This is a genomic window from Methylorubrum sp. POS3 (assembly GCF_043352485.1).
GTDB lineage: Bacteria > Pseudomonadota > Alphaproteobacteria > Rhizobiales > Beijerinckiaceae > Methylobacterium > Methylobacterium suomiense.
This window is the reverse complement of record NZ_JAPRBT010000001.1, coordinates 3,049,305-3,061,827: the sequence shown is the minus strand read 5'-3', so window position 1 is coordinate 3,061,827 and position 12,523 is coordinate 3,049,305. Positions and strand designations below refer to the sequence as shown.

At 70.7% G+C, this 12,523-nt stretch carries 10 protein-coding genes; 8 read left to right on the top strand and 2 right to left on the bottom strand.

Annotated features, from left to right (window positions below; translation table 11 throughout):
* Position 1: 1 nt before the first annotated feature.
* From OWC43_RS14225 to uca, 8 genes are all read left to right on the top strand, one after another.
* Entirely contained in the window at positions 2-1,072 is a 1,071-nt protein-coding gene (locus OWC43_RS14225) for an ABC transporter permease subunit (RefSeq protein WP_393957117.1), read from the top strand.
* Positions 1,069-2,007: an ABC transporter ATP-binding protein gene (locus OWC43_RS14220; protein WP_393957116.1), complete on the top strand. Its 939-nt coding sequence runs from the start codon at positions 1,069-1,071 to the stop codon at positions 2,005-2,007. Before OWC43_RS14225 ends, OWC43_RS14220 begins: the two co-directional genes overlap by 4 nt.
* Positions 2,004-2,792, top strand: coding sequence for a creatininase family protein (locus tag OWC43_RS14215; RefSeq protein ID WP_393957115.1), 789 nt, complete (start codon positions 2,004-2,006; stop codon positions 2,790-2,792). Before OWC43_RS14220 ends, OWC43_RS14215 begins: the two co-directional genes overlap by 4 nt.
* A 3-nt stretch (positions 2,793-2,795) precedes the next feature.
* A complete protein-coding gene (glnT, locus tag OWC43_RS14210) occupies positions 2,796-4,169 on the top strand; it encodes a type III glutamate--ammonia ligase (protein WP_393957114.1) in 1,374 nt (457 codons plus the stop codon).
* A 12-nt stretch (positions 4,170-4,181) separates the two neighbouring features.
* Positions 4,182-4,544 (top strand): cupin domain-containing protein, encoded by a 363-nt coding sequence (locus tag OWC43_RS14205; protein WP_393957113.1) that lies wholly within the window; start codon positions 4,182-4,184, stop codon positions 4,542-4,544.
* A gap of 235 nt (positions 4,545-4,779) precedes the next feature.
* Positions 4,780-5,592 (top strand): urea amidolyase associated protein UAAP1, encoded by an 813-nt coding sequence (locus tag OWC43_RS14200; RefSeq protein WP_393957112.1) that lies wholly within the window; start codon positions 4,780-4,782, stop codon positions 5,590-5,592.
* Positions 5,593-5,606: 14 nt separating this feature from the next.
* On the top strand, positions 5,607-6,224 hold the full coding sequence (locus tag OWC43_RS14195) for an urea amidolyase associated protein UAAP2 (RefSeq protein ID WP_393957111.1): 618 nt from the start codon (positions 5,607-5,609) through the stop codon (positions 6,222-6,224).
* 4 nt (positions 6,225-6,228) lie between these two features.
* Positions 6,229-9,768: an urea carboxylase gene (gene uca, locus OWC43_RS14190; RefSeq protein WP_393957110.1), complete on the top strand. Its 3,540-nt coding sequence runs from the start codon at positions 6,229-6,231 to the stop codon at positions 9,766-9,768.
* A 291-nt stretch (positions 9,769-10,059) separates the two neighbouring features.
* On the opposite strand, the gene atzF is transcribed toward uca, so the two are convergent.
* A complete protein-coding gene (gene atzF, locus OWC43_RS14185; RefSeq protein WP_393957109.1) occupies positions 10,060-11,859 on the bottom strand; it encodes an allophanate hydrolase in 1,800 nt (599 codons plus the stop codon).
* Between the two features lie 254 nt (positions 11,860-12,113).
* The coding region (locus tag OWC43_RS14180; RefSeq protein ID WP_393957108.1) for a carbohydrate porin at positions 12,114-12,523 on the bottom strand (410 nt) is incomplete at its 5' end.

Here is a 12,523-nt window from a genome sequence, read left to right as displayed (position 1 = left end):
GATGCGCGCCCGGCCCCTTCCCCCCCTCGCCGACGGCGACGTCGGCCCCGCTGGGCTCGCTCCGCTGCCGCCGGTGGCCGGGGTGGCGGCTCCGGCGGGCCGGGCGCGCCGCCCTCGAACCCGCTCCTGGATCGGTGTGGCCCGGCCGCTTCCGCCGCGGCGGCGGCTGGCGCTCACCCTCCTGTCCTTCCTGCTGCCGCTCGGGCTCTGGGCGGCGGTCTCCTACCTGCCCTTCCTCTGGCACCCGCTGGTCGAAGTCGTGAATCCCGGCGAGGTGGCCTGGATGGAGCCCGGCATGCGGGTGCCGAAGGCCGCCTTCGCGGAGGAAGTCGCGGCGGCCGGAACTGCGGGCACCGAGGTGCCCGTCGGGCGGCCCGCCAACCCGGTCTACCTCCCGGCCCCGCACGAGGTCGCCGTGGCCTTCTGGACCACGCTCACCGCCGCCCCGCCCCAGCGCGACGCGATCTGGCTGCCCGCCAGCCTGTGGCACTCGATCCAGATCATCTTCTGGGGGTTCACCCTCTCGTCGATAGTCGGCGTGCCGCTCGGCGTGCTGTGCGGCGCGCAGCCCACCATCGCCCGGCTGACCGAACCGGTCATCGAGTTCGTGCGCTACCTGCCGGCCCCCGCCTTCGGCGCGCTGATGGTGGCCATTCTCGGCATCTATGACGGGCCGAAGATCGCCATCATCGTGATCGGCACCTTCTTCCAGCAGGTGCTGGTCATCGCCAACACCACCCGCCGGGTCGATCCGTTGCTGATCGAGGCGGCGCTCACCATGGGCTCGCGCAACCTGCGCCTGATCCGCCGGGTGATCGTGCCGGCAGTGCTGCCGCAGCTCTACCGCGACCAGCGCATCCTGCTCGGCTGGGCCTGGACCTACCTCATCGTCGCCGAGCTGATCGGCACCTCCTCGGGCATCACCTTCTTCATCACGCAGCAGGCCCGCTACCAGCATTTCGACAACGTCTACGCCGCGATCCTCGTGATCGGCCTCGTCGGCATCGCCACCGACATCGCCCTGGCGCTGCTCGGCCGCCGGCTCTTCCCCTATGCGAGGGCCGAGGCATGAGCGCGCCGGCTCCCATCCCGATGACCGGCGCGCCGTGCGACTACCGCACGCAATGCGAGCCTGTCCGCGCCCGCTTCGACCGGCTCAAGGCCCGCGAGGTGGCGCTCGAAGTCGAAGGCCTCGGCAAGGTGTTCCGCAACGCGGATGGCGGCGAGACGGTGGCCCTGCGCGGCATCGATCTCGTCACCCACCGCCGCGAGTTCCTCTGCGTCGTCGGCCCCTCGGGCTGCGGCAAGTCCACCTTCGTGCGGATCCTGGCGGGCCTGGAGACGCAATCGTCGGGCACCGTCAGCGTCGGCGGCGTGCCGGTCTCGGGGCCCGGCGCCGACCGGGGCATGGTGTTCCAGGGCTACACCCTGTTCCCCTGGCTCACCGTCAAGCGCAACGTCGCCTTCGGGCTGGAGGAGAACGGCGAATCCCGGCACGTGGCCGAGCGCGAGGCCCTGCAATGGCTGGCGTTGATCGGGCTGGAGCGCTTCGCCGACGCCTATCCGCATCAGCTCTCGGGGGGCATGAAGCAGCGGGTCGCCATCGCCCGCGCGCTCGCCATGCGGCCCCGCATCCTCCTGATGGACGAGCCGTTCTCGGCCCTCGACGCCCAGTCACGGGCCCGGATGCAGGCCTACCTGATCGAGATCTGGCGCAAGATCGACATCACCATCGTCTTCATCACCCACGATCTCGACGAGGCCGTGACGCTGGCCGACCGCATCCTCGTCCTGAAGGCCCATCCCGGCGAGATCGAGGAGCTCATCGAGGTGCCGGTGCCCCGGCCGCGCCATCCGAGCCAGATGCTCACGCCGGAATTTCGCGCCACCCGCGCCCGGCTCGACGCGCTGATCCACCCGGCGGAAGCCGAGGCCGAGGGACCGACCGATCTCGGCGGCCTCGACATGGTCACCCGCATGGCGAGCGTGGGGGACGAGGTCGAATGAGCGTCCCCGTCCTCTGGTCCGAGCGCACCTGGGAGGAGATCCCCGGTGATCTCGGGGGCGCCGCGCAGGCCGCTTTGCTCCCCGTCGGCGCCACCGAGCAGCACGGGCCGCATCTCGGCTGCGGCATGGATTTCGTGCTGGCCGACGCCGTCTGCCGCGAAGTCTCGGCCCGCACGTCGGTGCCGATGCTGCCGACCCTTCCCTATGGCTGCTCGCTCGGCCATTCGCGACGCTGGCCCGGCACCATCGCCCTCGATCCGATCCTGATGACCGATCTGGTCCGCCAGGTCGGAGAGCAGGCCTATCACTCGGGCGTGCGCCGCCTGTTCCTCGTCAACGCGCACGTCACCAACGCCGCCCCCCTGCGCTGCGCCCTCGAACTCCTGCGCGCCGCCCACGACGACCTGATGGTGGCGCTCGTCAACACCGCGACCGTCAGCGAGCGGGTGCGCGCCGCCCATTTCGCCGACGCCGAGGACTGGCATGCCAACCGGGCCGAGACCGCGCTGATGCAGGCATTGGCCCCGGCCCTGGTGCGCGAGGACTGCATCGCCGCTGCCGACGATCCCGACCGCACCGGGGGCTTGGTGTTCGCCCACCCGGTCAACCGCACCAGCCGCAACGGCGTCACCGGCTCGCCGTCTCAGGCGAATGCCGCCGAGGGCGCCGAGCTGTTCGCCTGGATGGTCGAGGACCTCGCCGCCCTCGTCCGGCGCGGCCTGACCGAGACCCCGCCCCTTCCCCATTCCTACGACGGCCCGGCCGTCGCCCCTCAAGGAGCCTGACCCATGGGTCACACCAAGGATATCGATCCGGCCGTCCGCGCCGTGCAGGACGACCTGCGCGCCAAGGGCGTGAAATACGTCATCGGCGCCTATGTCGACATCCACGGCGCGCAGAAGGCCAAGGTGGTGCCCCTCGATCACCTGCCGCAGATGGCGGCGGGCTCCGAGCGCTATACCGGCTACGCCCTCGACGGCCTGGGACAAGCCCCGAACGAGGACGAGCTCGCCTCGGTCCCCGACCTGTCGCAGGTGATCCAGCTTCCCTGGGAGAGCAAGCTCGCCTGGGCGCCCGCCGACCTCACCTTCCAGGGCAAGCCCTACCCGCTCTCGACCCGCGTCGCGCTCAAGAACGTGCTCAAGCAGGCCGAGGCCATGGGCTTCGGCTTCAACCTCGGCATCGAATGCGAGATCTTCCTGTTGCGCCAGGCCGCCGACGGCTCGCTGCACACGCCGGTCCCCGAGGATAAGCTGGTGAAGCCCTGCTACGACGTGCGCGGCTTCGTCGACAATTTCTCCTGGCTCGACAAGGTCGCGACCACGATCAACGATCTCGGCTGGGACCTCTATTCCTTCGACCATGAGGACGCGAACGGCCAGTTTGAGTTCGATTTCAACTATTCCGACGCGCTGACCATGTGCGACCGGCTGACCTTCTTCCGCATGATGACGAAGCATTACGCGAAGGAGGAGGGGCTGATCGCCACGATGATGCCCAAGCCCTTCGCCGACCGCACCGGCAACGGCGCCCATTTCAACATGTCGCTCTCCGACGCCAAGACGGGCCGCAACCTCTTCGCCTGCGCGCCGGGCGACGATCCCCGGGGCTTGGGGCTGACCGAGACCGGCTATCATTTCATCGGCGGCGTGCTGCGCCACGGTCGCGCGCTCTGCGCGGCCTTCGCGCCGACGGTCAACAGCTACAAGCGCCTCGTGCGCCAGGGGGCGATGGCGGGCTTCTCCTGGGCGCCGGTGTTCAACTCCTACGGCTCGAACAACCGCACCAACTCGGTTCGCGTGCCGGCCGGCGGCGGGCGCTGCGAGAGCCGCAACGCGGATGGGGCGGTCAATCCCTACCTCGCCGCCGCCCTGGTGCTCGCCGCGGGCCTCGAGGGCGTGCGCGAGCGGATCGATCCCGGCGCGCCCAACGAGGACAACCTCTACGAACTCACCGATGCCCAGCGGAAGGACCGCGGCATCGCCTTCCTGCCCCAGACCCTGCAGGAGGCGGTGGAGGCCTTCGCCGCCGACCCGCTGGTCGAGGCGACCCTCGGGGCGGGCCTGCGCGACGAATTCATCCGCTACAAGCGCGACGAGTGGAACGCCTATCATCTCACGGTGAGCCCGTGGGAGATCGAGCGCTACAGCCACCTGTTCTAGGCGCAGACCTCGATGAAAAAAGTCATCGCCTTCGCGACATCTTCCGCCGCGTCCTCGACCTACCGGCCGGCCCCGGAGCGCATCCTCGCCGGCGATCCGGCCCAGACCGCGACGCTCCACTTCACCAGCGAGGATGGGCGCTTCTCCGCCGGCACCTGGGCGGCGGAGCGGGGGACGTGGCGGGTCGTCTTCACCGAGAGCGAGTTCTGCCATCTCCTGGAGGGCGTGATCGTCGTCACCGACGAGGCCGGCGAGCGCACGACGTTCCGGGCCGGCGACACCTTCGTCTCGCCCGCCGGCTTCACCGGCACCTGGGAGATCGTCGAGCCCGCCCGCAAGCTCTTCGCCTTCTACGAGGTGCCAGCGGCTCCGTGATCCTCCCACCCACACCCTCATCCTGAGGTGCTCCGCGAAGCGGAGCCTCGAAGGAGGGCTCCAGCCAGCCATGCGATCCCTGGAGCCCTCCTTCGAGGCCGCAGACGCGGCACCTTAGGATGAGGGGAGCGGGTGGGTCGAGAATCGTCGAAACCCCGAAACTGCCTGCCGGGACGGCCCGGCCGCGACAGGGCTCCTGCGCCGGGACGACCCGGCCTCCATCGGAGACACGCGCATGTCGGACGAAGCGAGCGTCATCGCCGAGAACCGCCGCCGTTACGAAGAGCTGAAACGCGCCGGCCAGGGCCACGCCCCCCGCGCCCTGCCCGGCCCGAGCCCCCGCGGCGGCGTGCCGATCGACGAGGCAACGATCCTCCATCGCGAGACGATTCCCGGCGGCTGGTACTGGACCACCGCGCTGAAAGCCGGCGAGGCCCTGCGGCTCGCCCTCGACCATGGCCCCTCGAGCGTCGCCCTGGTGGCGTGGTCGGCCACGGATCCGAGCGAGCGGCTGAACTACGCCGACACCGTGAAGGTGCAATGGACCGCGGCCCTTCGAAAGGGCCGGGTGCTGTTCTCCGACATGGGCCGGGTCATGCTCTCGCTCGTCGAGGATTCGTGCGCCGCGCACGATGCGCTGATGGGGGGCTCCAACGCCGCCTCGAACGCGGCGCGCTACGGTGACGCCCCCCACCGCAACACCCGCGACAACCTCGTGCTCGCCGCCCTCAAATGTGGGCTGGAGCGGCGCGACATCCCGGCTTGCATCACCTTCTTCGCCCCCGTGAGCGTCGGGCCGGAGGGGCGGCTGGCCTGGAACGAGGCTGGTCGCGCGGCGGGCGACTTCGTGGACCTGCGCGCCGAGATGGATCTGATCATCGCCCTCTCGAATTGCCCGCACCCCCTCGATCCGGCGCCCGATTACGCGCCGAACCCGGTCGCGGTCACCCGCTTCCGCGCGCCGGTTCCTGCGGCGGACGATCTCTGCCGCACCGCCACCGTCGAGGCCGTGCGCGGCTTCGAGAACAACGCCTTCGCCGGCCTCTGAGGGGAGCGACCGCCATGACCGACACCGTGACCGCGCTCTTCGATCAAGTCGTGCCCGCGCAGGCCCCGTTCTCCACGCTGGTCCGTGCCGGCCAGATCATCCGCATCGAGGATATCGAGGGGTGCCAGGCCGTCGACACCCTGTTCTACCGTGCCGACGACCTCACCGAGCGCTACTCCTCCCAGGACACCGTGCGCGAACAGGGCGCGGCCTACGTCACCACCGGCACGCGGGTGATGTCGAACGAGGGCCGGGTGATGCTCACCGTCACCGCCGATTCCTGCGGACGCCACGACACCTCCGCCGGGGCCTGCTCATGCGAGAGCAACACCGTCCGGTTCGGCCACGCCACCAAGTATCTCCACGCCTGCCGCGAGAATTTCGCGATCGAGGTCGCGAAGTACGGCCTTTCGAAGCGCGACATCGTGCCGAACATCAACTTCTTCATGAACGTGCCGATCGAGCAGGACGGCAGTCTCGCCATCGTCGACGGCGTGTCCTCGCCCGGCGACTATGTCGAGCTTCGGGCCGAGATGGACGTGATCTGCGTGATCTCGAATTGCCCGCAGATCAACAACCCCTGCAACGGCTTCAATCCCACGCCGATCCGCGTGACGGTGCGCGAGGGCTAGCCGCATGTTCCGCAAGGTCCTGGTCGCCAATCGCGGCGAGATCGCCGCCCGCGTCGTGCGCACCCTGAGGCGCATGGGCATATCCTCGGTCGCCGTCTACTCGGATGCCGACCGCTTCACGCCGGGCGTGCTGGCCGCCGACGAGGCCGTGCGCCTCGGGCCCGCTCCGGCCGCGCAGAGCTATCTCGACGTCGAGGCCGTCATCGCCGCCTGCAAGGCGACGGGGGCCCAGGCCGTCCATCCGGGCTACGGCTTCCTGTCGGAGAATGTCGGCTTCGCCGAGCGGCTGGCGGCGGAGGGCATCGTCTTCATCGGCCCGCGCCCGGAGCACCTGCGCGCCTTCGGCCTCAAGCACACCGCCCGCGAATTGGCCAAGGCGAGCGGCGTGCCGCTCCTGCCCGGCACCGATCTCCTGCCCGATCTCTCGACGGCGCTGAACGCGGCCGGGGCCATCGGCTATCCGGTGATGCTCAAGAGCACGGCGGGCGGCGGCGGCATCGGCATGCAGCTCTGCCATTCGGCCGAGGAATTGGCCGAGCGCTTCGCCGCGGTCGAGCGCACGGCACGCGCCAGCTTCGGCGATGCCCGCGTCTATCTGGAGCGCTTCGTGGCTGAGGCCCGCCATGTCGAGGTGCAGATCTTCGGCGACGGGCAGGGTCGGGTCGTGGCTCTGGGCGAGCGCGACTGCTCGCTCCAGCGCCGGAACCAGAAGGTGATCGAGGAGACCCCTGCCCCCGGTCTCCCGGACGAGGTCCGCGCCCGCCTCCACGCGGCGGCGGTGGCTCTGGCCGAGAGCGTCGCCTACGCCTCCGCCGGGACCGTCGAGTTCATCTACGATCCGCAGCGCGAGGACTTTTCGTTTCTCGAAGTGAACACGCGGCTCCAGGTCGAGCATCCGGTGACGGAAGCCGTATTCGGCATCGACCTCGTCGAGTGGATGGTGCGCCAGGCCGCGGGCGAGGACCCGATCGGCGACGCGGGCGCCCTCACCCCGAAGGGGGCCGCGATCGAGGCGCGGCTCTACGCGGAGATTCCGCACGCCAATTTCGCCCCGAGCGCCGGCCTCCTCACCGAGGTGCGCTTTCCCGAATCCGCCCGCATCGACGGCTGGATCGCCACCGGCACCGAAGTGACGCCGTACTACGATCCGATGCTCGCCAAGATCATCGTCACCGGCCCCGACCGGGGGCAGGCGATCGCGGCGCTGCGAGCGGCGCTCGGTGAGACCGCCGTGTCGGGCATCGAGACCAACCTCGATTACCTGCGCACCATCGCGGCCTCGGACCTTTTCGCGAGCGGGCGCGTCGCGACGACGGCGCTCCGCGACCTCGCCTATCGCCCGCGCAGCATCGAGGTGCTGCTGCCGGGCCCGCAATCGAGTCTGCAGGAACTTCCCGGCCGCCTCGGCCTGTGGGAGGTCGGCGTGCCGCCGAGCGGGCCGATGGATGCGCGCTCCTTCCGCCACGCCAACGCGCTCGTCGGCAACGATGAACAGACCTGCGCCCTCGAACTCACGGTGTCGGGCCCGACCCTTCGCTTCCACACCGACGCCGTGGTGGCGCTCTCGGGTGCGGCCATGCGGGCGACCCTCGACGGTGAGGTGCAGCCGCACGGCCGCGCCTTCGCGGTCGCGGCGGGGCAGACGCTCGCCGTCGGTTCGATCGAGGGGCCGGGCCAGCGCACCTACCTCGCGCTCCGCGGCGGTTTTTTCGCGCCGGTCGTGCTGGGTTCCCGCGCCACTTTCGCCCTCGGCGCCTTCGGCGGTCACGCCACCGGCGTGCTCAAGGCCGGCGACGTGCTCCATCTGGGCGACGCGCCGTACGCAGAGGCTTCCGTGCCCGAACCCGCGCCCCTCGCGCAGGATTGGGAGATCGGCGTCGTCTACGGCCCCCACGGGGCACCGGACTTCTTCCAAGAGGCGGATATCGACGACCTTTTCTCGGCCTCGTACGAAGTCCACTTCAACTCGGCCCGCACCGGGGTGCGCCTGATCGGCCCGACGCCGCGCTGGGCCCGGCCCGACGGGGGCGAGGCCGGGCTCCATCCGTCGAACCTGCACGACAACGCCTACGCCATCGGCGCCATCGACTTCACCGGCGACATGCCGATCCTGCTCGGCCCCGACGGCCCGAGTCTCGGCGGCTTCGTCTGCCCGGCGGTGATCGCCCGGGACGAGCTGTGGAAGATGGGCCAGTTGCGGCCGGGGGATACCGTCCGGTTCCGGCCGGTGCCGAGGCCGGAGGATGCGGCGCTCGCGCAGGCCGCGCCCGGCGTGATCGGACGCGTCGGTCCTCTGCCGGGCTCTCCCATCCTGGCCCGCGACGAATCCGGCCCGGTCCCGGTGGCCTATCGACGCCAGGGCGACGACAATCTCCTCGTCGAGTACGGCCCGATGGCCCTCGACATCGGCTTGCGGCTGCGGGTCCATCTGCTGGCGGAGGCCGTCCGCGCCGCCCGGCTGCCCGGTCTGATCGATCTCACGCCCGGCATCCGCTCGCTTCAGATCCACTACGACGGCGCGAGGCTCCCCCGCCCGCGCCTGCTGGGCCTCCTGCGCGAGATCGAGGCCGCTCTGCCCGCGGCGGAGGATGTCAGCGTCCCGAGCCGCATCGTTCACCTGCCGCTGTCCTGGAACGATCCGCAGGCGGAGCTCGCCATGCGCAAGTATCAGGAACTGGTGCGCCCGAACGCGCCCTGGTGCCCCTCGAACATCGAGTTCATCCGCCGCATCAACGGCCTGCCCGACGAGGCGGCGGTGCGGCGCACGGTGTTCGATGCGCGCTACCTCGTGATGGGCCTCGGCGACGTCTATCTCGGCGCCCCGGTCGCGACGCCGGTCGATCCGCGCCACCGCCTCGTCACCACGAAGTACAACCCGGCCCGCACGTGGACGCCGGAGAACGCGGTGGGCATCGGTGGCGCCTATATGTGCATCTACGGCATGGAGGGACCGGGCGGGTATCAGCTGTTCGGGCGCACCATCCAGATCTGGAACACGTGGCGGACGACGCGCGAATTCACCCCCGGCCATCCCTGGCTGCTGCGGCCGTTCGATCGCATCCGCTTCTTCCCCGTCTCCCACGAGGAACTGACGGAAGCCCGCGCCGCCTTCCCGCACGGGGCCTATCCGGTGCGGATCGAGGAGGAGACCTTCTCCTACGCCGCGCACCGGGCCATGCTGGCGGAGAACGCCGAGGCGATCGAGGCCGCCCGCACCCGGCGTCAGGCCGCCTTCGAGGCCGAGCGCGAGCGCTGGAAAGCGGAAGGCCTCGACAGCTTCGTCACCGATGAGGGTCCGGCGGCGGAGGCCGGCGACATCCCGCCGGGCTGCCAGGGCGTGCCGACGACGGTGCCGGGCAATGTCTGGAAGGTGCTGGTCGGCGAAGGCGAGACCGTTGCCGCAGGCCAGACGGTGGCGATCCTCGAATCGATGAAGATGGAGGTGCCGGTGGCCGCCCCGGTCGCCGGACGCGTGCGGGAGATCCGGACCCAACCCGGCCGCACGCTGCGCGGCGGCGATCTCGTCGCCGTCCTCGAACCGTAACGGCCGCCGGAACGGCCTCTTCTGGCCTGGGACTTGCCGCGCCGTCCTCGCGGCGGGGCGCCGCCGGGAAGGGGCTGGGCCGATGCGTCAGGTCACCAACGTCGTTCGCTCGGTGCTGCGGCTGGTCCTCGCGGGCGCGCAGGCCAAGGCGTCGGGCATTCGCCGCCGGGAAGCCTGATCCGGCTTCCGCCCGATGGAAGCGGTCGCCGGATCGGAGGGCCCGCACGGCGCGGGGGCGAAGCCCCCGTCCGCCATTCCGAAGGGATCAAGCGGACTGGGTATGGGCGGCCCTCATGCGACCGTGCCGGCGGCACAATAGGCCCGCCATCCGCCGTAACCGGTGATCTCCTCGGCCCCCGATACGGCGTGTGACTCGCACAGGAAGCCGCTGACCTCCCGCCCGTCGTCGAGGGCGATGCGGCCGATTCCGAGGGGGGCGGGAATCGCGGCGACGAAGCGGGCGAAGGCGGCCGGCGCCAAGGCCCAGATCTCGACGGCGAGCCCCGGCCCGTCGTAGCCGGGATCGCGGACGAGGCCGGGCTTGGCCGGGCGCGTCCCCGGCAAGGCATAGAGGCGATAATCGGCCGCCGTGCGGGCCGGCGCGACGAGTTCGGCGCCGAGGTCGAGCAATTGGCCGTTCAGCGGCAGGCCGGAGAGATGGGCGCCCACCACGGCGAGGTGGATGCGGTCCGGCTCGGCTGTCGGGACCGGGGGGAAGCGCGCCGCCCGGTCGAGGCCCGCGCCGCAGGCGGCGCCGCGATGGAGCGCGTCGGCGAAGGGCCCGAGCGCGTCGTCGCTGCCGCCCGGACCGATCAGCGTCACGCCGGCCGGCAGGCCGTCCGGGCGGAAGCCCGCCGGCACGGCGATGGCGGCGAGGCCGAGCAGGTTGGCGAAGTTGGTGTAGAGCCCGAGCCGGCTGTTGAGCGCGATCGGGTCGTCGCGCATCTCGGCCACCGTGTAGATCGTCGGCGCGCTCGGCAGGAGCAGCAGATCGACGCTGGCGAAGATCGCCTCGGCACGCCGTTTCAGCGCCTCGAAGCGGTAGCGCGCGCGGAAGGCATCGACGGCGCTGAAATCTTTCGCCGAAGCGATGATCGCCCGCACGCTCGGGTCGAAATCCTCCGCATGGGTGGCGAAGAACGCCTCCACCGCCGCGAGCCGCTCGGCGACCCAGGGACCGCCATAGAGGAGTGCCGCGATCTCGCGCAGGGGCGCGTAATCGAACGGCACCGGGGTGGCGCCGAGGGCTTCGAGTCGCGCCACCGCGGCGTCGTAGAGCCGCTCGGTCTCGGCATCGCCGAAGAATTCGCGCTCGGCGCCCGTCAGCACGCCGAAGCGCGGCGCGTTCGACAGGGCCACGGGCGGGATGGATCGGGAGAAGGCGTCGGCCGGATCGACCCCTTCGGCCACGCGGCGGATCGCCAGACCGTCGGCGACGCAGGATGCGAAGACGCTGATGCAATCGAGACTGCGGCAGGCCGGCACGAGGCCGGAGCCGCTCAGGAGTCCGGGCGTCGGCTTGATGCCGACGAGGTTGTTGAAGGCCGCGGGCACGCGCCCCGAACCGGCGGTGTCGGTGCCGAGGGCGAAGGCGGCGAGACCCGCCGCCACGGCGACGGCCGAACCCGAACTCGATCCGCCGGAGATATGCGCCGACGAGAACACGCTGCGGGGCGCGCCGTAGGGCGAGCGGGTGCCGTTGAGGCCGGTGGCGAACTGATCGAGGTTGGTCTTGCCGGTCACCAGGGCGCCCGCCGCCCTCAGCCGCACGACGACATGGGCGTCCGCGTCCGGCCGGTAGGCGAAGGCCGGGCAGGCGGCGGTCGTCGGCAGCCCGGCGACGTCGATGTTGTCCTTGACCGCGAAGGGCACGCCCCAGAGCGGCAGGCTGTTCGGCTCGGGATGCCGTTCCATCAGCGCGCGGGCCGCGGCGACGAGATCGCCCCGCGGAACGGGCGCGATGAAGACCGCCGGATCGGCAGAGGCCTCCATGCGGTCGGCGACCGCCTCCGCGACATCGACCGGCGTCACCGCGCCGGAGGCGTACAGATCGCGCAGGCTGGTGAGCGTCAGAATCGTGGGAAGCGTCACGCCAACTCCTCGTGCCCGTTGGGGGCCATTGTGCCGCGATGATCGCCTGCTCGGCCGCAAGGGACGAGCGGTCTTCGCAGCGGCACGCTTCGGGAGCAAGGCTCCGGCCAGAATGCCGTTCCGCCGGGCCGTCATCGAAAAAACCGGCGGAACGGATTCACCCGGCTTCGACGATGATCGAAGCCGGGTGCGGAGAACGGATCGCGGCATCGGGACATGTCCCGATGCCGCTTTCACAGCCCTGCGGCCGGGCTTCAGCCTGGGGCGAGGCCGAGGAGGGTTCCCAGCGGAACGACGAGGGTGAAGCCGCCGTAGAAGCCGTCCTTGGCGCGCCGGGGGGTGTAGGGGTTCCAGAACGAGTTGGGATTGACGACGTACTGGACCACCGGCTCGAGGATCACGCCCTTGCCGATGTCGAGATGGGCGTTGGCCTCGAAGATGAACTTGTCGCGCGAGTAGGGCGCGCCCGAACCGCCGGCGATGAAGTTCGCGTCGGCCAGGAACTGGGTGTAGTTCTCGTTCAGGCGCTGCCAGTTGACCTTGAGCCCGTAGGTGTCGTTGGGCCGGCTCTGGTCGGGCGCCTCGAGCAGCACGCCGAAGAACGAGTTGAAGCGGATCGGGATGGTCGGGTCGAAGGCGTAGCCGGTGCCGGTGTAGAGCGAGA

Bases quoted from the DNA above. Each gene is read 5' to 3' on its own strand.
- OWC43_RS14200 (WP_393957112.1), top strand. From the start codon at position 4,780: ATGTCGGACGAAGCGAGCGTCATCGCCGAGAACCGCCGCCGTTACGAA.
- OWC43_RS14195 (WP_393957111.1), top strand. From the start codon at position 5,607: ATGACCGACACCGTGACCGCGCTCTTCGATCAAGTCGTGCCCGCGCAG.
- OWC43_RS14220 (WP_393957116.1), top strand. From the start codon at position 1,069: ATGAGCGCGCCGGCTCCCATCCCGATGACCGGCGCGCCGTGCGACTAC.
- OWC43_RS14205 (WP_393957113.1), top strand. From the start codon at position 4,182: ATGAAAAAAGTCATCGCCTTCGCGACATCTTCCGCCGCGTCCTCGACC.
- OWC43_RS14225 (WP_393957117.1), top strand. From the start codon at position 2: ATGCGCGCCCGGCCCCTTCCCCCCCTCGCCGACGGCGACGTCGGCCCC.
- OWC43_RS14215 (WP_393957115.1), top strand. From the start codon at position 2,004: ATGAGCGTCCCCGTCCTCTGGTCCGAGCGCACCTGGGAGGAGATCCCC.
- uca (WP_393957110.1), top strand. From the start codon at position 6,229: ATGTTCCGCAAGGTCCTGGTCGCCAATCGCGGCGAGATCGCCGCCCGC.
- glnT (WP_393957114.1), top strand. From the start codon at position 2,796: ATGGGTCACACCAAGGATATCGATCCGGCCGTCCGCGCCGTGCAGGAC.